Consider the following 21,493-nt stretch of genomic DNA (forward strand, 5'->3'; position numbering starts at 1 on the left):
CCGGCATTTTACGGGGCCGGGTGGCACAATCTCGGCCCTATGACGATCACCATCAAGACCGCCGACGATGCCGCCAAGATGCGCATCGCTGGCCGCCTCGCGTCCGAGGTGCTGGACATGCTCACGCCGCACGTCAAACCCGGCGTCACCACCGAACACCTCGACAAGCTGGCGCACGACCACATCGTCAACGTGCAAGGTGCGATTCCGGCTCCGCTGCACTATCAGCCTCCCGGCTACACGCCCTACCCCAAGTCGATCTGCACCTCGGTGAACCACCAGGTCTGCCACGGCATCCCGAACGACCGGCCGCTCAAGAACGGCGACATCGTCAACATCGACGTCACCGTCATCAAGGACGGCTGGCACGGCGACACAAGCCGCATGTTTGTGGTGGGCGAAGGATCGATCGCCGCCAAGCGCCTGTGCAGCTTCACCTATGACGCCATGTGGAAAGGCATCGTGAAGGTCAAGCCTGGCGCGCGCCTGGGCGACATCGGCCACGCCATCCAGACCTTCGCCGAAAACGCCGGCTTCTCGATCGTGCGCGAGTTCTGCGGCCACGGCATCGGCCAGAAGTTCCACGAGGAGCCACAGGTCCTGCATTACGGCCGCCCCGGCACGCTCGAAGAGCTGGTGCCCGGCATGGTGTTCACCATCGAGCCGATGATCAACGCCGGCAAGCGCGAGATCCGCGAAACGGGCGACGGCTGGACCATCGTGACGCGCGACCGCTCGCTCTCCGCGCAGTGGGAGCACACGGTGCTGGTCACCGAGACGGGCTACGAAGTGTTGACGCTCTCGGCCGGCAGCCCGCCGCCGCCGGCGTTCGTCGCGCCGCCCGTCTCCGTCAACGCCAGCGCCAGCGTCTGAGCGAGCGACCGGTGGCGGTCGTGGCCGAAACCCAAGGCGCCCCCGTTGGGCGCAGCATCAGCGAGCAGCGTGCGCGCTTCCGTGAAGGCAAGACGGCGCTGCTGAACCACTTCCGCGAGTCGCGCCCCTCCGCCACGGCCGCCAGCCGCCTGGTGCGCGCCCTGGCCCGCCACGTCGACCAGACGCTGGCCGAACTGTGGGAGCACGCACTGATGCCGCCCGGCGCCACGCTGGTGGCCGTGGGCGGCTATGGCCGCGGCGAGCTGTACCCGCACTCCGACGTGGACGTGCTGGTGCTGCTGCCCCCCGAGCACTCGACCCTCGGCGCCAACGACGCGCTCAAGTCCTCCATCGAAGGTTTCATCACCGCCTGCTGGGACATCGGCCTGGAGATCGGCTCCAGCGTGCGCACCATCGACGAGTGCATCGCCGAGAGCGAGAACGACGTCACCGTGCAGACCGCGCTGCTGGAATCACGCCCGCTGTGCGGCGCGAAGAAGCTCTACAACCAGTTCCGCCGTGTGTACGACGCGGCGATGGACCCGAAGGCCTTCTTCCGCGCCAAGACGCTCGAGATGCGCCAGCGCCACCAGAAGTACGAAGACACGCCCTACTCGCTGGAGCCCAACTGCAAGGAAAGCCCCGGCGGCCTGCGCGACCTGCAGGTGCTGATCTGGGTGGCCCGCGCCGCGGGCCTTGGCCGCAGCTGGACCGAACTCGCCGGCAAGGGCCTCATCACGCCCTTCGAGGTGAAGCAGTTGCAGCGCAACGAAGGTGTGCTGCGGCTCATCCGCGCGCGCCTGCACATGGTGGCCGGCCGGCGTGAAGATCGCCTCGTTTTCGACCTGCAGACCGCCGTGGCCGAAAGCTTCGGCTACACCGCGCCCAAGGGCCAGCGTGTGAGCGAAGTGCTGATGCGCCGCTATTACTGGGCGGCCAAGGCGGTGGCGCAGCTCAACCAGATCCTCATTCTCAACATCGAAGAGCGCATCCACGGCGTGGCCGATGCGCCAATGCAGCCGATCAACGAGCGATTCCTCGACCGCGGCGGCCTGCTCGAAGTCGCGAGCGACGACCTCTACGAGCGCAACCCGCACGCCATCCTCGAGACCTTCCTGGTCTTCCAGCAGACGCACGGCATTGAAGGCCTGTCGGCCCGCACGCTGCGAGCGCTCTACAACGCCCGCGAGGTGATGGACGGCGACTTCCGCCGCGACCCGGTGAACCGGCACACCTTCATGGAGATCCTGCAGCAGCCCGAAGGCCAGACGCATGCCTTCCGGCTAATGAACCAGACCTCGGTGCTCGGCCGCTACCTCTGGGTGTTCCGCCGCATCGTCGGGCAGATGCAGCACGACCTCTTCCACGTCTACACCGTGGACCAGCACATCCTGATGGTGCTGCGCAACGTGCGCCGCTTCTTCATCGCCGACCATGCGCACGAGTACCCGTTCTGTTCGCAGCTTGCGTCGACCTTCGACCGGCCCTGGGTGCTCTACATCGCCGCCCTCTTCCACGACGTGGCCAAGGGCCGCGGCGGCGACCACTCCGACCTCGGTGCGACCGAGGTGCGTCGCTTTTGCCGCGACCACGGGCTGACGCGCGACGACACACAGCTGTGCGAGTTCCTGGTCAAGGGTCACCTGACGATGTCGCGCATCGCACAGAAGGAAGACCTGAGCGACCCGGAAGTCATCGAAGGTTTCGCCAAGCTCGTGGGCACCGAGCGCCGCCTCACCGCGCTCTACCTGCTGACGGTCGCCGACATCCGCGGCACCAGCCCCAAGGTGTGGAACGCCTGGAAGGGCAAGCTGCTGGAAGACCTGTACCGCCTCACGCTGCGCGCGCTGGGCGGCGCGCGGCCGAACGTCGACGCGGAGATCGAGTCGCGCAAGCAGGAGGCGCGGCACACGCTCAACCTCTACTCGCTGCTGCCCGGCACCGAGGGCCCGCTGTGGCAGACGCTGGAGCTCAGCTACTTCGTGCGCCACGATGCCGGCGACATCGCCTGGCATGCCCGCTCGCTGTTCCGCCACGTCGACTCGAAAGAGCCGGTCGTGCGGGCCCGCCTGTCATCACTCGGCGAAGGCCTGCAGGTGCTGGTCTACGCACCCGACCGGCCCGATCTCTTTGCCCGCATCTGCGGCTACTTCGACAGCGCCGGCTTCAACATCCTGGACGCGAAGATCCACACCACCAAGGCCGGCTATGCGCTCGACACCTTCCAGGTGATCAGCCCGACGCTCGACCACCACTACCGTGACCTGATCTCGCTGGTGGAGACGCAGGCGACGCAGGCGCTGAAGGCCGAGGGCCCACTGCCCGAGCCCTCGCGCGGGCGTCTGTCGCGGCGCGTGAAGTCCTTCCCCATCACGCCGCGTGTCACGCTGCGGCCCGATGAACGCGGCCAGCGCTGGCTGCTGGGCGTGTCGACCAGCGACCGCTCGGGCCTGCTCTATTCCATCGCCCGCGTGCTGGCGCAGCACCACATCAACCTGCAGCTCGCCAAGATCACGACGCTCGGCGAGCGGGTGGAAGACACCTTCCTGATCGACGGTTCGGCGTTGCAGCAGAACAAGCTGCAGATCCAGGTGGAAACCGAGCTGCTCGACGCCATAACACCCTAGGACTGACCCACCCCCTACGGCCTTCGGCCGCCCCCTCAAAGGGGGCACACCCGCAGGCCCGGCAAAGCCGGTTCCTGGGGTGCCGCTTGATCCTCTAGCTGCGCATCAGGTGATCGAACGCGCCGAGCGCCGCCTTCGCGCCATCCCCGGCCGCGATGATGATCTGCTTGAACGGAACCGTCGTCACGTCGCCAGCGGCGAACACGCCCGGCACCGAGGTCGCGCCCTTCGCATCGACCACGATCTCACCGAAGCGGCTCAGCTCCAACGTGCCCTTCAGCCATTCGGTGTTGGGCACCAGGCCGATCTGCACGAACACGCCTTCAAGCTCGACATGCTTCGACTCACCGCTCGCGCGGTCGGTGTAGGTGAGGCCGTTGACCTTCTGGCCGTCGCCGGTGATCTCGGTCGTCTGCGCGTTGGTGTGGATCACCACGTTGGGCAGGCTCTGAAGCTTCTTCACCAGCACCGCGTCGGCGCGCAGCTTGTCGGCGAACTCGAACAGCGTCACATGCGACACCACCCCGGCGAGGTCGATCGCCGCCTCGACGCCTGAGTTGCCGCCGCCGATCACCGCCACGCGCTTGCCCTTGAAGAGCGGGCCGTCGCAGTGTGGGCAGTAGGCCACGCCCTTGTTCTTGTATTCCTGCTCGCCGGGCACGTTGACGTTGCGCCAGCGGGCGCCGGTCGAGATGATCACTGTCTTGCTCTTGAGCGACCCGCCGCTTGCGAACTGCACCTCGATCAGTCCACCCGGCTGTGACGCCGGAATCAGCTTCTCGGCGCGCTGCAGGTTGATCACGTCGACGTCGTACGCCTTCACGTGCTGCTCCAGCGACATGGCGAACTTCGGCCCGTCCGTTTCGAGCACCGAGATGTAGTTCTCGATCGCCAGCGTGTCGTTCACCTGGCCGCCGAAGCGCTCGGCCGCCACACCGGTGCGGATGCCCTTGCGCGCGGCGTACACCGCCGCTGCGGCGCCGGCCGGGCCACCGCCGACCACGAGCACGTCGTAGGGCTCGCGTGCGTCGAGCTTGGCCGCTTCGCGCTCGCCCGACTTCGTGTCGAGCTTGGCCACGATCTCCTCGACCGTCATGCGGCCCGAGGCGAACATCTCGCCGTTCAAGAACACCGCCGGCACGGCCATGATCTGGCGCTCGTCCACTTCCTGCTGGAAGAGACCGCCGTCGACGATGGTGACCTTCACCTTCGGGTTGAGCACCGCCATCAGGCTCAGCGCCTGCACGACGTCGGGGCAGTTGTGGCAGGTCAGCGACATGTAGACCTCGAAGGTGTAATCACCGTCGAGTGCCTTGATCTGCTCGATTACCTCGGGCTCGGCCTTGGGCGGATGGCCGCCGACCCACAGCAGGGCCAGCACGAGCGAGGTGAACTCGTGGCCGAGCGGGATGGCGGCGAATCGCAGGCTCATGTTGGCGCCGACGCGGTTCAGTGCGAACAAGGGGCGACGAGCGTCCTGCCCGTCGGTGCGCAGCGTGATCTGCGGCGAGAGCTGCGTGATCTCTTCGAGCAGCTCGCGCATGTCACGCGCGTTCTGCGAATCGTCCAGCGAGGCCACCATCTCGAACGGCTCGCGGACCCGCTCGAGGTAGGCCTTCAACTGGGCTGTGAGGTTGGCGTCCAACATGGGGTACTCCTGAACTTCTGAATTCGGGGTGAGCCCACCCGCGAAGGTGGGCTCGGTACTGCAGGTCCTACGGAAAGTGCGCTTAGATCTTGCCGACGAGGTCGAGCGACGGGGTGATCGTCTTGGCGCCGTCGTTCCATTTGGCCGGGCAGACCTGGCCGGGGTTCTTGGCGGTGTACTGGGCAGCCTTCAGCTTGCGCAGCGTTTCCTTGACGTCACGGGCGATTTCGTTCGAGTGGATCTCGGCGGTCTTGATGACGCCTTCGGGGTTGATCACGAAGGTGCCGCGCAGGGCCAGGCCCTCTTCGGGGATGTGCACGCCGAAAGCGTTGGTCAGCGTATGGGTGGGGTCGCCCACCAGCGGGAACTTGGCCTTGCCGACGGCCGGCGAGGTCTCGTGCCACACCTTGTGCGAGAAGTGGGTGTCGGTGGTGACGATGTAGACCTCGGCGCCGAGCTTCTGGAATTCGGCGTAGTTGTCGGCAGCATCTTCCACTTCGGTCGGGCAGTTGAAGGTGAAGGCGGCCGGCATGAAGATCAGCACGGACCACTTGCCCTTCAGCGTCTCATCGCTGACGTCGATGAACTTGCCGCCATGGAAGGCTTGGGTTTTGAAAGCGGGGACTTGCGTGTTGATGATGGACATTGATGGCCTCCTGACGATAGATGGGTGATAAAAGGTGCAATCGAGCCCGAGGCAAGAAGCTTTCGGGTGACGAACCGAGGTGGATGTTACGGTGCACCGCATCATTGTTGCGATTGATTAATTAAAGCCATTCGATCGCAATCAACTATGAGAGAAGCGCACTGCACCCCGTTCGCGGCAAGCCGAAGACCGGGGCACGCCCGCTGCCTGCCTAGAATCCGCGCCTCTTCGCCCACCGCCGAGGATTCGACGTGTCTGACCGATTCGCTGTTCTGCCCCAGTACTTGCTCCCCAAGGGCCCCTTGACCGCCCTCGCCGGCCGCGGCGCCTCGGCGCGGGCGGGCAAGCTGACGACCGACTTCGTGCGCTGGTTCGTGCGCCGCTACAAGGTGGACATGAGCGAGGCGGCCAACCCCGACATCGCCAGCTACCCGAGCTTCAACGAGTTCTTCACCCGCGCGCTCAAGCCGGGCGCCCGGCCCATCGCCCAGGCCGACCTGGTCTGCCCGGTCGATGGGGCGATCAGCCAGTTCGGCGCCATCGAGCGCGACCTGATCTTCCAGGCCAAGGGGCACCGCTACACGACGACGGCGCTGGTGGGCGGCGACGCCGGCCTGGCCACCCAGTTCGATCACGGCCATTTCGCGACGCTCTACCTGAGCCCGCGCGACTACCACCGCATCCACATGCCCTGCGACGGCACGCTCACGCGCATGATCCACGTGCCGGGCGACCTCTTCTCGGTCAACCCGACCACGGCGCGCGGCGTGCCGGGGCTTTTCGCGCGCAACGAGCGTGTGGTGTGCGTGTTCGAAGGCCCGCGCGGCCCCTTCGTGCTGGTGCTGGTGGGCGCGACCATCGTCGGCAGCATGGCGACCGTCTGGCACGGCGTGGTGAACCCGCCCCGGGTGACCAAGGTGCGCGAGTGGCGCTATCCCGCCAGCCCCGGCGACCAGCCGGTGCACCTGAAACAGGGCGAGGAGATGGGCCGCTTCCTGTTGGGCTCTACCGTCGTGATGCTGTTTCCCAAAAGCGAGCTCGCGTTCAACCCGGCCTGGCAGCCGGGCGGCGCCATCCGGCTCGGCGAGGTCATGGCGAACTACAGAACCAACCGGTAGGCGCTCTCGAAGGCGCGTGGCGCGCCGCTCACCGGGTCGGTGAACGCGAGTTCGCGCGCCACGAGCTGCAGGGGCCGGGTGAAATCGGGCACGTCGCACTCGGGCTGCAGCACCGGGTAAATGCCGTCGTTCAGCAGGGGCAGGCCGAGCCCGGCCATGTGGACCCGCAACTGGTGGCGCTTGCCACTCAGCGGCTGCAGGCGGTAGCGGCCCAGATCGCCTTTGGACTCGAGCAGCTCGATCAGCGTCTCGCTGTTCGGCTCACCGGGCACTTCGCGCATGGTCATGAAGTTGTCGCCGTCGACCAAACGATTGCGCAGCGTCAGCGGCCATTCGAGATCGGCCCGCCACGGTGCGATGGCCTCGTAGACCTTGCGTGCGCTGCGTTCGCGAAACACCGACTGGTAGGCACCGCGCGTGTGGGGCTGCACGCTGAAGAGCACGAGGCCTGCGGTGTCGCGGTCGATGCGGTGCGCTGGCGCGAGGGTGTCAATGCCGAGCCTGCGCTTGAGCCGCACGAGCAGCGTTTCGTGCAGGTGCCGGCCTGATGGTGTGACGGGCATGAAGTGCGGCTTGTCGGCGACGACGATCCAATCGTCCTGGTAGACCACGACCTCCTGCTGCGGAAACGGCCGTTCGGCCGCAGGCTGGCGGTAGTAGTAGACCTTGAGCTGCGCCTCAAAAGGCGTGTCGTGCCGCACCACGCGCCCTCGCGAGTCGACCACTTCGCCAGCGTCGATGCGTGTGCGCCACGTGGCCTCGTCGATGCGTGCAAAGCGCTCGATCAGGAATACCGCGATCGTCGGCCACGCGCCCTCGGGCAGGGCCACGCAGCTCGGCCCCACCCCATCGCGCACAGGCAGAGGCAGATCAGATGGCTTCATGCAGCCGCTTCGCCCGCGCAAGCCGCCATTCACCATCGGGCTCGCCGGCATAGACCTCTTCGGCCGTGGTGTCGGTCTGCTGCAGGCGGGTATCGAGCGCGATGCGGTTGTCGAACACGAAACACTCGCCCTGCCAGTCGCGCTCGGCGTCGGGCATGGCCTGGAAGTATTGGAGGATGCCGCCTTCGAAGCTCGTGCACGGTGAGGCCGAGGCCCTGCATCCACGCTGCCGTCTTCTCGCAGCGGATGCCGCCGGTGCAGTACATCGCCACCTCTTTGCCGGCAGCCTTCCACTCCGCCGCATGCTCGGCCACGTAGCGGGGGAAGTCCCGGAAATTGGCAACGCCCGGGTCCACCGCACCCGCGAAATGGCCGAGGCGGTATTCGAAGCTGTTGCGGTTGTCGAGCACCACCACGTCATCGCGTGCGATCAGCTCGCGCCATTCTTGCGGTGTGCGCTGCGTGCCCACGGCTGGCGCATAGGGCACGCCCACCGCCACCACCTCGGGCTTCACATGGATGGCGAGACGCGCAAACGGCGGCGTGCGGCAGGCGCTCCGCTTGAAGGCCATGCCGGCAAACCGGGGGTCCAGCGTCAGTTCGCGCTCGAACGCGTCGAGCGCCTCGTCAGGCCCCGCGAGCACGCCATTGAGGCCTTCGTGCGCGACGAGCACGCTGCCCAGCAAGCCATTGCCAAGCGCACGCAGCCCGGCTGCGACTGCAGCCGGGTCGTCAAGCGCGACGAACTTGTAGAACGAAGAATGGACCGTGGGCATCCGCCCATTGTCCTCAACCCATGTGCAGGCCGCCGTTGACCGAGAAGTCAGCACCCGTCGCAAAGCCCGACTCATCCGACGCCACCCACGACACGATGGACGCGATGTCTTCCGGCGTGCCCAGGCGCTTGACGGGGATGCCGGCGACGATCTTGTCGAGCACGTCTTGCCGGATCGCCTTGACCATGTCGGTCGCGATGTAGCCCGGGCTCACGGTGTTGACCGTCACGCCCTTGTTGGCCACTTCCTGCGCCAGCGCCATCGTGAACCCGTGCATGCCGGCCTTGGCCGCCGAGTAGTTGGTCTGGCCGAACTGGCCCTTCTCGCCGTTGACCGAGCTGATGTTGATGATGCGGCCCCAGCCCTTTTCGAGCATGTCGTCGATGACCTGCTTGGTCACGTTGAAGAGGCTCGTGAGGTTGGTCTCGATCACCGCGTCCCAATCGGCGCGGCTCATCTTCTTGAACATGCCGTCGCGGGTGATGCCGGCGTTGTTGACCAGCACGTCGATCGGGCCCACTTCGGCCTTGGTCTTCTGGAACGCGGCGACGGTCGAATCCCAGTCGCCCACGTTGCCCACCGAGGCGTAGAACTCGAAGCCGAGGGCTTTCTGTTCATCGAGCCATTTCTTGAAGTCGCGGCTCGGGCCGCAGCCGGCCACCACGGTGAAACCGTCCTTGTACAGCCGTTGGCACATGGTGGTTCCGATGCCACCCATGCCCCCGGTGACGTATGCAACTTTCTTCGACATTTGTTCTTCTCCTGCTGTGTGTATGAATCTCTAGAGTGCGCGCCGCACGGGAGGTGGGTCAACCGGGTTCCCACCAATCCAGTGCAACGCACTGCGTCATGAACCGGGTCAGCGTTCCACCGTCAGTGCAACGCCCATGCCACCGCCGATGCACAGGCTTGCGATGCCCTTCTTGGCATTGCGGCGCTGCATTTCATGCAGCAGCGTCACCAGAATGCGGCAACCGGACGCACCGATGGGGTGCCCGATCGCAATCGCACCACCGTTCACGTTCACCTTGCTGGTGTCCCAGCCCATCTCGTTGTTGACGGCGCACGCTTGTGCGGCGAAGGCTTCGTTGATTTCGAGCAGGTCGAGGTCGGCCGCCTTCCAACCGGCGCGCTGCAGGGCCTTTTGCGAGGCCGGCACCGGGCCCATGCCCATGTAGGCCGGGTCGAGCGCGGTGGTCGCGTAGCTCTTGATGCGGGCGAGCGGCGTCAAGCCGAGCTGGTCGGCACGCTTGGCGCTCATCACCACCACGCCGGCGGCACCGTCGTTGATGCCCGAGGCATTGCCGGCGGTCACGCCACCCGCCTTGTCGAAGGCGGGGCGCAGGCCGGCCAGCGCTTCGGCGTTGGTCTTGCGGTTCACGAACTCGTCGGTGGCGAAGACGACCGGGTCGCCCTTCTTCTGCGGAATGCTGAAGGGCACGATCTCGTCCTTGAACCGTCCGGCATCCTGCGCGGCAGCGGCCTTCTGCTGCGAGGCCAGGGCCAGCGCGTCTTGCGCTTCACGGCTGATGCCGTACTTCTTGGCGACGTTTTCGGCGGTGATGCCCATGTGGTACTGGTTGTACACGTCGAAGAGGCCGTCAACGATCATCGAATCGACGAGCTTCCAGTCGCCCATGCGCTGGCCGTCGCGCGAGTTGGGCAGCACGTGGGGCGCGAGGCTCATGTTCTCCTGGCCGCCGGCGATCACGATGTCGGTGTCGCCGTCGCGGATGGATTGCGCCGCCAGCATCACGGCCTTGAGGCCCGAGCCGCAGACGGCGTTGATGGTCAGCGCCGGCACAGCCTGCGGCAGGCCGCTCTTGATGACGGCCTGGCGGGCGGCGTTCTGGCCCGAGCCGGCGGTCAGCACCTGGCCGAGCACGACCTCGCTGATCTGGTCGCCGGTGAGCTTGGCGCGCTTGAGCAGGTCGGCGATCACGGCGGCGCCGAGTTCGGGCGCCGGCACCTTGGCCAGGCTCCCACCGAATTTGCCCACGGCGGTACGGGCGGCTGCGACGATGACGATGTCAGACATGGTGTGCTCCTGGTTGGCGGCGTTGCATTGATATCACGGTGGGCTGGCTCGCGCTTGATGCGGCTCAAGCCTTCTGCTTGACGTATCGGCCGGGGGCCGGCTCGATGGGTTTGTACTTGCGGTTGCCGGGCGACTTGGGCGCTGCGACTTGCTTGCCGGCGTGGCTCTTGAGCCAGGCGTCCCAGTCGGGCCACCAGCTGCCGGGGTGCTCCTTGGCCTTTTCCAGCCAGGCCTGCTCCGATGGGGGCAGCGCGGCCGTCGCACCGACCCAGTAGCTGCGCTTCTTCTTCTCGGGCGGGTTGATCACGCCGGCGATGTGGCCGGAGGCACCGAGCACAAAGCGGCACTTTGCGTTCTTGAGCACCTGGGTGTTGCGGTAGGCACCGTCCCACGGGACGATGTGGTCTTCCTTCGAGCCGTAGACGTAGACCGGCGCGTCGATCTTTCCGAGGTCGACCGGCGTGCCGCAGGTCGTCACCTTGCCGGGCTTGACGAGGTTGTTCTCGAGGTAGGTGTTGCGCAGGTACCAGCAGTACATGGGCCCCGGCAGGTTGGTGCTGTCGCTGTTCCAGTACAGCAGGTCGAAGGGCGGTGGCGTTTCGCCCTTGAGGTAGTTGCCGACGACGTAGTTCCACACCAGGTCGTTGGGGCGCAGCGCGCTGAAGGTCGAGGCCAGCTCCTGGCCCTTGAGCAGCGTGCCGCCGCCCGGGCTGTCGGGGCCGAGCGTCATCTCGCGCACCTGCACCATCGCCTCGTCGACGAAGAGATCCAGCACGCCGGTGTCCGAAAAGTCGAGGAAGGTGGTCAGCAGCGTGACACTCGCCGCCGGCTTCTCGCCGCGTGCCGCGAGCACCGCAAGCGACGTGCCGAGCAGCGTGCCGCCCACGCAGAAGCCCAGGGTGTTGATGGTCTTGGCGCCCGAGATCTCCTGCACGACCTTGATGGCGGTAAGCGGGCCTTCCTCGATGTAGTCGTCCCAGGTCTTCCTGGCGATGCTGTCGTCAGGGTTGCGCCAGCTCATCACGAACACGCGGTGACCCTGCGCCACGGTATGGCGGATCAGCGAGTTCTCGGGCTGCAGGTCGAGGATGTAGTACTTGTTGATGCACGGCGGCACCATCAGCAGCGGCCGCTCGTAGACGGTCTTGGTGGTGGGCTTGTATTCGATGAGCTGGAAGAGATCGTTCTCGAAGACGATGTCGCCCGGCGTCACGGCCACGTTGCGGCCCACCTCGAACACCTTCTCGTCGGTCTGCGAGAGGTGCCCCTGCTGCACGTCGCCCCAGAGCTGCTGCATGCCCTGGGCGATGCTCTCGCCCTTGGTCTGCAAGGCACGCGACACCGCTTCCGGGTTCAGCGCGAGGTAGTTGCTCGGCGACGAGGCGGCGATCCACTGCTGCACAGCGAAGCGCAGGCGCTGGCGGGTCTTGCTGTCGCCTTGCACGTTGTCGGCCAGCTTGGCCAGCGTGCGGGCATTCAGCAGGTACATCTGCGCGGTAAAGGCCGCCATCGGGTTCTCGGCCCACGAAGGATCGGCAAAACGCTTGTCGCCCTGCGGGGCGAGCGTGGCGCCGGTGGGCGCGGCGACCCACTTGTTCCACAGGTCGGTGGCCGATTGCACGTAGTCGCTCTGCAATTCGCTGAGCACCGGGATCGGCACGCTCAAGGACGACATCGACTTGACCATCTCCCCCACGGTGGCTCCGAAGGCCTGGGCAGCTTCGGTCGTCGTGGTCTCGGCAGCTGCCCGTTTTGCGGCGGCGCGGGTCGTGGTCTTCATGTCTCTCCTGTCGGCTCGTGGTACGGACGTAAAGTGTGCGCCGGTCATGGTGTCTTTGTCATGACCTGACAAATGAGTTGACTCGAAAGCGGGAGCGAAATGTATCTCGTCGCCATCGGCTGGATGTTCGTGGTGCTGTGCATGGCAGCGGCGGAAGCCATGAGCCCGGTGGGCAGCGTGCTGGGCGCGTTTTTCACGCTGCTGCTGTACGGTGTTCTGCCACTGTCCATCGTGCTGTACGTGATGGGGGCACCGGCACGCATGCGGGCTCGCAAGGCGGCTGAGGCGCAGGCCATGTCAGCGGCGCCAGATGGCAGCGGCCATGCGACCGGTGAGGCCATCGCGGCGGAACGAAAAGAACCGTGAATGGCCGTCCACCTGGTCTTGCACGGTGCACCACTCGCCGCCCGAGACCTGCGTGACCCCGGCCGCGGCGAGCCGGTCGCGCGCCAGCTGGGGCAGGTTGGCGAGCCACTTGCCGGGCCGCAAGGGCTTGAAACGTGTCGGGTCTGCGCCCGCGGGGTGAACTCCAAAACCTTCGAGAACATCGGCTCCAACTTCGAATACGGACGGACCTATGCAAGGCCCGAGCCAGCATACGACCTGCGAAGGCTCGCAACCGGTGGCCTTGCACAAATCACACAGCGCCGCTTCGACCACGCCGCCGGCCAAGCCGCGCCAGCCCGCATGTGCTGCCGCCACGCCACCCGGCGCGGCCATCAGCACCGGCATGCAATCGGCCACCTGCACCACGCAGGCCAGGCCGCGCTCGGTGGTGACGCAGGCATCGGCCTCTTCCACCGGCGCGCCGAGATGGCCGCGGGTCAGCCGCAGGACACGCGTCCCGTGGACCTGCTTCAGGAACACCAGGTCGGCCCCTGTCGCCTCCTTCAGCAGCGCCCGGTTGCGCGCGACCTGCGCCGGGTCGTCGCCGACGGCTGTGCCAAGGTTCATGCTGTCCCACGGCGCCACGCTGCCGCCACCGGCGCGCGTGGTCATGACGGACTGCACAGCGCCGTCGCCCCAGGCCGCCTGCAGCCAGTCAGGGTGCATCGGCATCAGGACACGCCGACGGCTGCGCCGCCACGAAGGCCGGGTGTTGCATGCAGGCGTCGAACACCTTCATGACCGTCGGCACATGGTCGAGCCGGCATTCGAAGCGCCGGGCGTTGAAGATCTGCGGCACCAGCAGCGCATCGGCCATCGTGGGCGTGTCGCCATGGCAGTAGCGGCCGGTGGCGGGGTGCCCGGCCAGCTGGCGCTCCACCGTTTCGAGCCCGGTTTCCACCCAGTGCCGGTACCAGCGGTTCTTGTCGTCTTCGCTGACCTTGAGGTCATGGACCAGATGACGCAGCACCCGCAGGTTGTTGAGCGGGTGGATCTCGCAGGCGATGTCGAGCGACAGGGCCCGCACCCTGGCCCGGCCCAGCGCATCGGCCGGCATCAGCGGCGGCTCGGGGTGGGTCTCGTCGAGGTATTCGATGATGGCGATGGACTGCGTGACCAGGCCCTCGCCGTCTTTCAGGATGGGCACCAGCCGCGACGGTGAGACGCCGGTGAAGGGCGCCTTCAGCTGCTCGTTCTTGACCAGGTGCACCGGCACGTAGTCGTAGCGCAGGCCTTTCAGCTCCAGGGCGATCCGCACCCGAAACGAGGCGGAGCTCCTGAAGTAGCTGAAAAGCTCCATGTCAGCCGCTCACGATCTTGACGTTGAGCGAGCCCACGCCGTCGATCTGCGCCTGCAGCGTGTCGCCTTCCAGCACCGCCGCCACGCCTTCGGGCGTGCCGGTGTAGATGAGGTCGCCGGGCGCCAGCTCCCAGGCGGTGGAGAGCTGCTCGATGATCTCGGGCACGCTCCAGATCAGCTTGCCGATCACGCTCTGCTGGCGTGTGGTGCCGTTGACGTTGAGCGCGATGCGCGTGGCGGCATTGAGGTAGCACTGCGCGGCCGGGCGGATGTGCCCGATCGGCGCCGACTGGTCGAAGCCCTTGCCGATGCACCAGGGGCGCCCGAGCTTCTTGGCCTCGCCCTGAAGGTCGCGGCGGGTCATGTCCAGGCCCACGGCATAGCCGTACACATGATCGAGCGCGTGAGTGGCGGAGATGTCGCGCCCGCCCTTGCCGATGGCCACCACCAACTCCACCTCATGGTGCAGGTCGCGGGTCAGGCTCGGGTAGGCCATTTCGCCGGTCTGGCCTTCGGCCACCGGCATCACCGCGTCGGCGGGCTTCATGAAGAAGAACGGCGGCTCCCGCCCGCTGTGGCCCATCTCGATGGCGTGGTCGACATAGTTGCGCCCGACGCAGTAGATGCGGTGAACCGGGAACTCAGCCCCCGGGCCGGCCCCCACCACGGGCACGGTCGGCAACTTCGGGGCGGTGACGACAAAGCTCATTGCGCGCGAACTCCAACAGCTGGGGATGCGAACCATGATGCCACGCGCCACGGCCGCGACACATGCGTCTTTCCCACATGCACTGCGGCCGCCGCTGCGTGGCGCAGACCGGCCTGCACGAGAGACGTGCGGGGTTGCACGGGCGTCCGCTGCGCGAACAGGCTCTAAACTGGCCCGCATGTTTCAACCCCGCAGCTACAAGCACTGCAAGGCCTGCGGGTCGAAGGTCGAGTACAGGGTGCCGGCCGACGACAACCGCGAACGTGCGACCTGCACCGCCTGCGGCACCGTCCACTACGAAAACCCGCTCAACGTCGTGGGCACCCTGCCCGTGTGGGGCGACCAGGTGCTGCTGTGCCGCCGCAACATCGAGCCCCGCCACGGCTACTGGACGCTGCCCGCCGGCTTCATGGAGCTCGGCGAAACCACCGAGCAGGGCGCCCTGCGCGAGACCGACGAAGAGGCCGGCGCACGGGTCGAGCTGCAGGGCCTCTTCACGCTGCTCAACGTGGCGCGTGTGGGCCAGGTGCATCTCTTCTATCGCGCCCGGCTGCTCGACACCGACTTCGCACCCGGCCCCGAGACCATCGAAGCGCGGCTCTTCAGCGAGGCCGAAATCCCCTGGGAAGAACTGGCCTTTCGCACCGTCAAGGAGACCCTGCGCCACTACTTCGACGACCGCCGCACGGGTCAATTCGGTCTACATTGCGCCGATATCGGCTGATCCATGACGCAAACATCCGGTCACGCCCCCACTCCCCCTCCCGCCGGGCCTACCGCCGTGCCTCCCACCGCGGCCCACGGCGCGACCACGCATCTGCGTGAAGACCTGATCAACCCCGACCCGCTGCTCGACTGCCTGGTCGAGCTGTGCCGCCTGCATGGCCAGGCCGCCTCGCGGGCCTCGCTCTCGGCCGGCCTGCCGCTCGGGCCCAACGGCAAAGGCGCACTGACCCTCGAACTCGCCGAACGCGCCGCCTCGCGCGCCGGCATGTCGGCCAAGCTGCAGCGCCTGGCGCTCGACCGCATCGACTCGGCCGCCCTGCCCGTCATCCTCGTGCTGAAGGACAACCAGGCCTGCGTGCTCATGGGCTGGGACGCCGACGGCGCGACCGCCCGCGTGCTGCTGCCCGAGACCGGCCAGGGCTCGATCACCCTCACCCGCACCGAGCTGCAGGCACGCTACAGCGGCGTCGTGCTCTTCGTGCGCCCGCATTTCCGTTTCGACGCGCGCACGCCCGAGATGCGCCGCGTCAAGGTCAAGCACTGGTTCTGGTCGGCCCTGCTGGAGCAGCGCTTCGTCTACCGCGACGTGCTCTGGGCGGCACTCCTGGTCAACCTCTTCGCGCTCGCCTTCCCGATGTTCAGCATGAACGTCTACGACCGCGTGGTGCCCAACAACGCCACCGAGACGCTGTGGGCGCTGTCGATCGGCGTGGTGCTCATCATGTGCGGCGACGTCTTCATGCGCCTCTTGCGCAGCCACTTCGTCGACGAAGCCAGCGCCCGGGTCGACGTGAAGATCTCCGCCACGCTGATGGAGAAGGTACTGGGCATGCGGCTGGAGAACCGGCCCGAGTCGGTGGGCTCGTTCGCCTCCAACCTGCGTGGCTTCGAGCAGGTGCGCGACTTCATCGCCTCCAGCACCGTCACGACGCTGATCGACCTGCCCTTCGCGCTCATCTTCATCGTCGTCATCGCGTGGATCTCGCCGTGGCTCGCGGTGCCGGTGGTGGTGGCCTTCGCGATCATCCTGATCCTCGGCTACGTGCTGCAGTTCCGGCTGCACGAGCTCTCGCAGACCACCTACCAAGCCTCGGCCCAGCGCAATGCCACGCTGATCGAGAGCCTGACCGGCATCGAGACCATCAAGTCGCTGGGTGCCGAGGGCGTGATCCAGGCGCGCTGGGAGCGGGCGAATGTCTTCCTCTCGCGCATCAACGTGCGCATGCGGGCGCTGTCGTCCTCGGCGCAGTACCTCGTGGGCTGGCTGTCGCAGGCCGTCACGGTGGCCATCGTGATCGTCGGTGTCTATCTCATCAGCCAGCGCGAGCTGACGATGGGCGCCTTGATTGCCGCGAGCATGCTCGCCGGCCGCGCGCTCGGGCCGGCCGGGCAGATCGTGGGCCTCTTGATGCAATACCAGGGCGCACGCACCGCGATGGAGTCGCTCGACAAGATCATGGAAAAGCCGGTCGAGCGGCCGGTTGGCGGCAATTTCATCCAGCGCCCGCAGCTGCGTGGTGACATCGAGTTCCGCAACGTCAAGTTCGCCTACCCGAACCGGCAGGACTCCGCCCTCGAAGGCATGAGCTTCAAGATCACCGCCGGCGAGCGGGTGGCGCTGATCGGCAAGGTGGGCTCGGGCAAGTCGACCATCCAGCGGCTCATCATGGGCCTGTACCAGCCGACCGAAGGCGCGGTGCTGCTCGACGGCATCGACCTGCGCCAGCTCGACCCGGCCGACGTGCGCCGCAACCTCGGCTACGTCTCGCAGGACGTCACGCTCTTCTACGGCACGCTGCGCGACAACATCACCTTCGGCCTGCCCTACGCCGACGACTCCGCGGTGGTGGCCGCGGCCGAGCTGGCCGGCATGGCCAACTTCGTCAACCGCCACCCGCGCGGCTTCGACATGCCGGTGGGCGAGCGCGGCGAGTCGCTGTCGGGCGGCCAGCGTCAGAGCGTGGGCCTGGCCCGCGCGGTGCTGCACAACGCGCCGCTGCTGCTGCTCGACGAGCCGACGAGTGCGATGGACTTCACCACCGAAGCCCAGATCACCCAGAACATCACCCACTTCGCCCACAACAAGACCGTGGTGCTGGTGACGCACCGCACCTCGCTGCTGGCCCTGGTCACGCGCGTGATCGTGGTCGACGCCGGCAAGATCGTGGCCGACGGGCCGCGCGACCGGATCATGGAAGCGCTGCAAAGCGGCCGCATTGCGAGGGCTGCATGAGCACCCAACCAGAAGGCCGCGTGAACAGCCTGCTGATGTCGGTAGGCCGCAAGGTGCTCGCCGTGCTGGAGCGCATCCGTGTCGTCATCGCCCCCGTCACCGACCGCATCTTCGGCTCGGCCCCCACCGATGCGCAGACGGCGCAGGCGGGCTTCCGCAGCTTCGAGCAGGAGGCGGTGGAGGTGATGTCGCGCCGCGAGACGCAGCGTGCTCAGAAGATCGTGCGTGCCTCGGTGGTGGTGATGTTCCTGCTGCTGCTGTGGGCCGGTCTGGCGCCGGTCGACGAGGTGACGCGTGGCGAAGGCCGGGTGATCCCCTCGCGCCAGCTGCAGGTGCTGCAGTCGCTCGACGGCGGCGTGGTGTCGGAGATCCTCGTCAAGGAAGGCCAAGTGGTCGAGGCCGGCCAGCTGCTGTTGAAGGTGGATGAGACCCGGGCCACCTCGGGCGTGCGCGAAAGCGCGGCCACCGGCTTTGCGCTGCGGGCACGGCAGGCACGGCTGTCGGCGCTGGCCGATGGCGCCGACTTCAAGCCGCCCAAGAGCACCGACCCGGAAGAGCTGCGCATCCTCGAAGGCGAACAGGCGCTCTATGAAGCCAAACGCACCGAGCTGTCGACGCTGCTGTCGATCAACAGCCAGCAGCTGCAGCAGCGCCAGCAGGAACTCGCCGAGATGCGCTCGCGCAAGGCCACCGCCGAGCGCGCGCTGGAGCTGGGCGTGCAGGAACTCGCCAAGACCCGCCCGCTGCTGGCGAGCGGGGCCGTCTCGGAAGTCGACATCCTCCGCCTGGAGCGCGACGTGGCCAAGAGCCGCGGCGATGCCGACGCCGCCACCGCGCAGATCGCGCGTGTGCAGGCCGCCATCGGCGAGGCGCAACGCAAGATCCAGGAGACCGAGATCTCCTTCCGCAACGAGGCCCGCAAGGAACTGGCCGAGGTGGTGGGCAAGCTCAACGCGCTCAACGAAGGCCAGGTCGCCTTGAGCGACAAGGTCGCCAAGTCGCAGGTCAAGTCGCCGGTGCGCGGCCGGGTGCAGCGTCTGCTGGCCAACACGGTGGGCGGCGTGGTGCAGCCCGGCAAGGACATCGTCGAGATCGTGCCGCTCGACGACCAGCTGGTCCTCGAAGCGCGCGTCGCCCCGAAGGACATCGCCTTCATCCGCCCCGACCAGAGCGCCACGGTCAAGTTCACCGCCTACGACTTCTCGATCTACGGGGGGCTGGAAGCCAAGGTCGAGAACATCAGCCCCGATACCGTGGTCGACGAACGCGGCAACGCCTACTACCTGGTGCGCGTTCGCACCGCGCGCGCCAACTTCAGCGAGAAGCTGCCCATCATCCCGGGCATGACGGCCGAGGTCGACATCCTCACCGGGCAGAAGACGGTGCTGGCCTATTTATTGAAGCCAGTCTTGAAGGTCAAGGCCTACGCACTGCGGGAACGCTAATACCGCCGGCGAAGCCAGGCGCCCATCAAGCAACGCCCCAAGGAACCGGCTTCGCCGGGCCTTCGGGGTGGGCCTTGCCGGCCGCGCCGGTCCAGGAGGCCCGGCTCTTCGCCAGGCATATCTTGTCCACCGGACAAGATATGTCCGGGCTCAGCCCCTCGGGGCAGGAGCGAAGCGACTGGGAGGCCGTCTCAGGCGGCTTCGGCAAGCATCGCCCGGTTGCGGCCTGCGCCCTTGGCGCCATACAACGCCTGGTCGGCTTCGCGGATGAACTCGGCCAGCGGCCGCGTCGCATCCGCCACCCGGGCCGCCACGCCCAGGCTCACGCTGACGGGCACCCGCCGGCCGCGGTAGATGAACTGGATGTCTTCCACCGCCTTGCGGATGCGCTCGGCCACTTCCATCGCGTGCGGCGCGTCAACCCCCGGCAGCACCACCGCAAACTCCTCGCCGCCATAACGGGCCACGAGGTCGGTCGAGCGGCCCACGCACATGGTGAGCGCCGCGGCCACGAGCTTCAGGCATTCGTCGCCGCCGAGGTGGCCCACGGTGTCGTTGATCTTCTTGAAGTAGTCGATGTCGACCAGAAGCAGCGCCAGCGGGCTGCCGCTGCGCGAGGAGCGGTCGTACTCCTTCTTCATCGTCTCGTCGAAGTAGCGGCGGTTGTGCACCTTGGTGAGCGAATCCGTCACGCTCAGCTTGGCCAGCTCTCGGTTGGCGAGTTCGATGTTTTCCATCGCGCGCTTGAAGCTCGGCGGTGCGGTCGATCACGCGCAGCTCCAGCTCTTCGTTGGCCTTGAGCTGCACGTTGAGCGCGTGTTCCTGGGCGCGGATCTTTTCTTCGCGCTCCACCTGCACCTTGTGCATCAGCTCGCGCGACTCACGCTCGGCGGCCAGCTTCAACTCGCGGTCGCGCTTGATGCGCGCGGCAAGCGCGATCGACAGCAGCACCGTCTCGACGATGAAGCCGATCGGCTGCGCCGCGTTCACCCAGTCGTTGCTCGGGATGAGCCCCATCATCCCGAAGGTGGTGATGTAGGTGCCGACGATGATGGCACTCCAGGCCACGAGGATGTAGCGCGCGAGCACGTTGCCGCGCCACATCAGGTAGGCCGCGGTGTAGATGCCGGCAATGCCCGACAGGAACATGCCGAGCGCAAGCAGCGCGCCGGTGAGGATGGGCACGTTGATGAAGGCGGTGACGAGCACCACGCCCCACAGCACGATGAACGCCTGGTTCATGCGGTTCAGATGCCGTGCCTCGTGGGCCAGATCGAGGAAGCGCCGGAAGAACACCGTGGCGGCGAAGAAGCTCGCCGTCGCAAACAAGGGATAACCGTACCGGTTGAGCCAGTTGTCGTGCCCCCAGATGTAGAGCGCGCCATAGCCGGTGACGCACAGCTGGTAGCCGATCACCGAGAACAGGTAGCCGCAATACGTGCGGAAGCTCGGCTCGCGGGTGAAGATGTACAGGCTCAGGTTGTAGAAGAACATCACCCCGAGGATGCCCAGCAGCAGCCCGTAGCCCATCGCGAAGTCATAGCGGCGCGCCTGCCAGTGCTGCGCATCCCACACACGCATCGGCAGGATGAGCTGGCCGCGCGCCTGCACCCGCACCAGCAGCGTGAGCTTGTGGGCGCGGTCGAAGGCGATGGGCATGCCGGTGGCCGGGTCCTTGATCGCGCGCAGCTTGTGCGGCCGGGTGATGCCGGCTTCCTGAAGGTTGACCCACTGCCGCGTGGCGGGGTCGTACTGGTGCAGGTCGATGGTCTCGATCTGCACCCATTCGATGGCGAGCAGCCAGTCTCGGTCAAGCGGACCGTCGAGGCGTACGTCGAAGCGAGCCCAGACTGGATGGCCCAACGAGGGCATGTTGATGCGCGAACGCTCATGCGGCTTCCAGCGAGGCGCCATCTCCGGTGCCATCACCTGGTCGGGTGTGAGCTTCTCGCCGGCCTCCTCGAAGAGCAGCTCCACGCCCTGCTGCGCCAGCACCGAGACCGTGCCCGGCTTGACCACGACTTCAAGCGCCAGCGCCATCGCCGGCACGAGCAACGCCCACGCGGCCCCGAGCAGGAGCAGCGGCAGGCGGTAACGAAGAAGACTCATGGCTGGTTGGGGGGTGGCGTCGGACGCATCTGTTGGCGAGACACGATAGTGGCTTTTCGGCCTGTCCTCTTTGCTTTGGAGCACGCCAGTTCACATTGCAGGCACAAGTCGCTCCTAGTTCACGACTCGCCGACGCGTGCGCGACACCGGCCTTGGTTGCAGACGGTTTCCATCTCCTCGCGAAAACCCTGAAC

The 21,493-nt window shown here is 66.8% G+C and carries 18 protein-coding genes and 1 pseudogene; 7 read left to right on the forward strand and 12 right to left on the reverse strand.

From position 1 onward, the window contains the following. Nucleotides 1-39: 39 nt before the first annotated feature. Together map and LRS03_RS07570 are read left to right on the forward strand one after the other, a co-directional pair. The gene (gene map / locus LRS03_RS07565; protein ID WP_257824776.1) at nucleotides 40-873 is read left to right on the forward strand and encodes a type I methionyl aminopeptidase; all 834 of its coding nucleotides are present in this window, start codon (nucleotides 40-42) and stop codon (nucleotides 871-873) included. Nucleotides 874-893: 20 nt separating this feature from the next. Next, nucleotides 894-3,500, forward strand: a complete 2,607-nt coding sequence (locus LRS03_RS07570) for a [protein-PII] uridylyltransferase (RefSeq protein WP_308296403.1) — start codon at nucleotides 894-896, stop codon at nucleotides 3,498-3,500. Nucleotides 3,501-3,594: 94 nt separating this feature from the next. On the opposite strand, the gene ahpF is transcribed toward LRS03_RS07570, so the two are convergent. Then, nucleotides 3,595-5,148, reverse strand: coding sequence for an alkyl hydroperoxide reductase subunit F (gene ahpF, locus LRS03_RS07575; protein WP_257824779.1), 1,554 nt, complete (start codon nucleotides 5,146-5,148; stop codon nucleotides 3,595-3,597). 82 nt (nucleotides 5,149-5,230) lie between these two features. Beyond that, on the reverse strand, nucleotides 5,231-5,794 hold the full coding sequence (gene ahpC / locus LRS03_RS07580) for an alkyl hydroperoxide reductase subunit C (protein ID WP_257824780.1): 564 nt from the start codon (nucleotides 5,792-5,794) through the stop codon (nucleotides 5,231-5,233). Nucleotides 5,795-6,045: 251 nt separating this feature from the next. Here ahpC and asd point away from each other — a divergent pair, with 251 nt between their 5' ends. Beyond that, the gene (asd, locus tag LRS03_RS07585; protein ID WP_257824781.1) at nucleotides 6,046-6,912 is read left to right on the forward strand and encodes an archaetidylserine decarboxylase; all 867 of its coding nucleotides are present in this window, start codon (nucleotides 6,046-6,048) and stop codon (nucleotides 6,910-6,912) included. Here the strand turns inward: asd and LRS03_RS07590 are convergent. The 5 genes from LRS03_RS07590 to phaC form a co-directional block, all read right to left on the reverse strand. Then, nucleotides 6,894-7,796, reverse strand: a complete 903-nt coding sequence (locus tag LRS03_RS07590; protein WP_257824782.1) for a pseudouridine synthase — start codon at nucleotides 7,794-7,796, stop codon at nucleotides 6,894-6,896. The two genes, asd and LRS03_RS07590, sit on opposite strands and share 19 nt — an antisense overlap. 29 nt (nucleotides 7,797-7,825) lie before the next feature. Further along, nucleotides 7,826-8,572: an oxygen-dependent tRNA uridine(34) hydroxylase TrhO gene (gene trhO, locus LRS03_RS07595; protein WP_257824783.1), complete on the reverse strand. Its 747-nt coding sequence runs from the start codon at nucleotides 8,570-8,572 to the stop codon at nucleotides 7,826-7,828. A gap of 13 nt (nucleotides 8,573-8,585) precedes the next feature. Beyond that, the gene (phbB, locus tag LRS03_RS07600) at nucleotides 8,586-9,323 is read right to left on the reverse strand and encodes an acetoacetyl-CoA reductase (protein ID WP_257824785.1); all 738 of its coding nucleotides are present in this window, start codon (nucleotides 9,321-9,323) and stop codon (nucleotides 8,586-8,588) included. A 108-nt stretch (nucleotides 9,324-9,431) separates the two neighbouring features. Then, nucleotides 9,432-10,610: an acetyl-CoA C-acetyltransferase gene (locus tag LRS03_RS07605; protein WP_257824786.1), complete on the reverse strand. Its 1,179-nt coding sequence runs from the start codon at nucleotides 10,608-10,610 to the stop codon at nucleotides 9,432-9,434. A gap of 64 nt (nucleotides 10,611-10,674) precedes the next feature. After that, nucleotides 10,675-12,390: a class I poly(R)-hydroxyalkanoic acid synthase gene (gene phaC / locus LRS03_RS07610; protein WP_374685042.1), complete on the reverse strand. Its 1,716-nt coding sequence runs from the start codon at nucleotides 12,388-12,390 to the stop codon at nucleotides 10,675-10,677. Nucleotides 12,391-12,489: 99 nt separating this feature from the next. On the opposite strand from phaC, the gene LRS03_RS07615 reads away from it, so the two are divergent. Continuing rightward, entirely contained in the window at nucleotides 12,490-12,756 is a 267-nt protein-coding gene (locus LRS03_RS07615) for a hypothetical protein (protein ID WP_257824787.1), read from the forward strand. Here LRS03_RS07615 and pgeF read toward each other — a convergent pair. Genes pgeF through LRS03_RS07630 form a run of 3 tightly spaced genes read right to left on the reverse strand, consistent with a single transcriptional unit; the run spans nucleotide 12,688 to nucleotide 14,786 of the window. Continuing rightward, nucleotides 12,688-13,449, reverse strand: a complete 762-nt coding sequence (gene pgeF, locus LRS03_RS07620) for a peptidoglycan editing factor PgeF (RefSeq protein ID WP_257824788.1) — start codon at nucleotides 13,447-13,449, stop codon at nucleotides 12,688-12,690. The genes LRS03_RS07615 and pgeF overlap by 69 nt on opposite strands. Next, nucleotides 13,433-14,077 carry a maleylacetoacetate isomerase gene (gene maiA, locus LRS03_RS07625; protein ID WP_257824790.1) on the reverse strand — a complete coding sequence of 215 codons (645 nt, stop codon included), beginning with the start codon at nucleotides 14,075-14,077 and terminating at the stop codon, nucleotides 13,433-13,435. Before maiA ends, pgeF begins: the two co-directional genes overlap by 17 nt. Nucleotide 14,078: 1 nt before the next feature. After that, nucleotides 14,079-14,786 (reverse strand): fumarylacetoacetate hydrolase family protein, encoded by a 708-nt coding sequence (locus tag LRS03_RS07630; RefSeq protein WP_257824792.1) that lies wholly within the window; start codon nucleotides 14,784-14,786, stop codon nucleotides 14,079-14,081. Between the two features lie 178 nt (nucleotides 14,787-14,964). On the opposite strand from LRS03_RS07630, the gene LRS03_RS07635 reads away from it, so the two are divergent. From LRS03_RS07635 to LRS03_RS07645, 3 genes are read left to right on the forward strand one after another with little or no spacing between them, the layout of a single operon-like run. After that, the gene (locus LRS03_RS07635) at nucleotides 14,965-15,510 is read left to right on the forward strand and encodes an NUDIX hydrolase (protein ID WP_257824793.1); all 546 of its coding nucleotides are present in this window, start codon (nucleotides 14,965-14,967) and stop codon (nucleotides 15,508-15,510) included. Nucleotides 15,511-15,513: 3 nt separating this feature from the next. Next, nucleotides 15,514-17,745 carry a type I secretion system permease/ATPase gene (locus LRS03_RS07640; RefSeq protein WP_257824795.1) on the forward strand — a complete coding sequence of 744 codons (2,232 nt, stop codon included), beginning with the start codon at nucleotides 15,514-15,516 and terminating at the stop codon, nucleotides 17,743-17,745. Beyond that, nucleotides 17,742-19,190: an HlyD family type I secretion periplasmic adaptor subunit gene (locus LRS03_RS07645; RefSeq protein ID WP_257824796.1), complete on the forward strand. Its 1,449-nt coding sequence runs from the start codon at nucleotides 17,742-17,744 to the stop codon at nucleotides 19,188-19,190. Before LRS03_RS07640 ends, LRS03_RS07645 begins: the two co-directional genes overlap by 4 nt. A gap of 191 nt (nucleotides 19,191-19,381) precedes the next feature. Here LRS03_RS07645 and LRS03_RS07650 read toward each other — a convergent pair whose 3' ends face one another. Both LRS03_RS07650 and LRS03_RS07655 read right to left on the reverse strand, forming a co-directional pair. Then, nucleotides 19,382-19,927 carry a GGDEF domain-containing protein gene (locus LRS03_RS07650; protein ID WP_257824798.1) on the reverse strand — a complete coding sequence of 182 codons (546 nt, stop codon included), beginning with the start codon at nucleotides 19,925-19,927 and terminating at the stop codon, nucleotides 19,382-19,384. 196 nt (nucleotides 19,928-20,123) lie between these two features. After that, nucleotides 20,124-21,299: pseudogene (locus tag LRS03_RS07655) on the reverse strand (7TMR-DISM family protein); the annotation flags it as partial. Nucleotides 21,300-21,493 lie beyond the last annotated feature (194 nt).

Origin of the sequence: Rhizobacter sp. J219 (assembly GCF_024700055.1) — a bacterium.
Lineage (GTDB): Bacteria > Pseudomonadota > Gammaproteobacteria > Burkholderiales > Burkholderiaceae_C > Rhizobacter.

Coding starts and splice junctions, on each gene's coding strand:
- map (WP_257824776.1), top strand. CDS start 40: ATGACGATCACCATCAAGACCGCCGACGATGCCGCCAAGATGCGCATC.
- LRS03_RS07615 (WP_257824787.1), top strand. CDS start 12,490: ATGTATCTCGTCGCCATCGGCTGGATGTTCGTGGTGCTGTGCATGGCA.
- LRS03_RS07635 (WP_257824793.1), top strand. CDS start 14,965: ATGTTTCAACCCCGCAGCTACAAGCACTGCAAGGCCTGCGGGTCGAAG.
- ahpF (WP_257824779.1), bottom strand. CDS start 5,148: ATGTTGGACGCCAACCTCACAGCCCAGTTGAAGGCCTACCTCGAGCGG.
- LRS03_RS07630 (WP_257824792.1), bottom strand. CDS start 14,786: ATGAGCTTTGTCGTCACCGCCCCGAAGTTGCCGACCGTGCCCGTGGTG.
- ahpC (WP_257824780.1), bottom strand. CDS start 5,794: ATGTCCATCATCAACACGCAAGTCCCCGCTTTCAAAACCCAAGCCTTC.
- LRS03_RS07640 (WP_257824795.1), top strand. CDS start 15,514: ATGACGCAAACATCCGGTCACGCCCCCACTCCCCCTCCCGCCGGGCCT.
- phaC (WP_374685042.1), bottom strand. CDS start 12,390: ATGAAGACCACGACCCGCGCCGCCGCAAAACGGGCAGCTGCCGAGACC.
- trhO (WP_257824783.1), bottom strand. CDS start 8,572: ATGCCCACGGTCCATTCTTCGTTCTACAAGTTCGTCGCGCTTGACGAC.
- pgeF (WP_257824788.1), bottom strand. CDS start 13,449: ATGCCGATGCACCCTGACTGGCTGCAGGCGGCCTGGGGCGACGGCGCT.
- maiA (WP_257824790.1), bottom strand. CDS start 14,077: ATGGAGCTTTTCAGCTACTTCAGGAGCTCCGCCTCGTTTCGGGTGCGG.
- LRS03_RS07605 (WP_257824786.1), bottom strand. CDS start 10,610: ATGTCTGACATCGTCATCGTCGCAGCCGCCCGTACCGCCGTGGGCAAA.
- phbB (WP_257824785.1), bottom strand. CDS start 9,323: ATGTCGAAGAAAGTTGCATACGTCACCGGGGGCATGGGTGGCATCGGA.
- LRS03_RS07650 (WP_257824798.1), bottom strand. CDS start 19,927: ATGGAAAACATCGAACTCGCCAACCGAGAGCTGGCCAAGCTGAGCGTG.
- LRS03_RS07590 (WP_257824782.1), bottom strand. CDS start 7,796: ATGAAGCCATCTGATCTGCCTCTGCCTGTGCGCGATGGGGTGGGGCCG.
- LRS03_RS07645 (WP_257824796.1), top strand. CDS start 17,742: ATGAGCACCCAACCAGAAGGCCGCGTGAACAGCCTGCTGATGTCGGTA.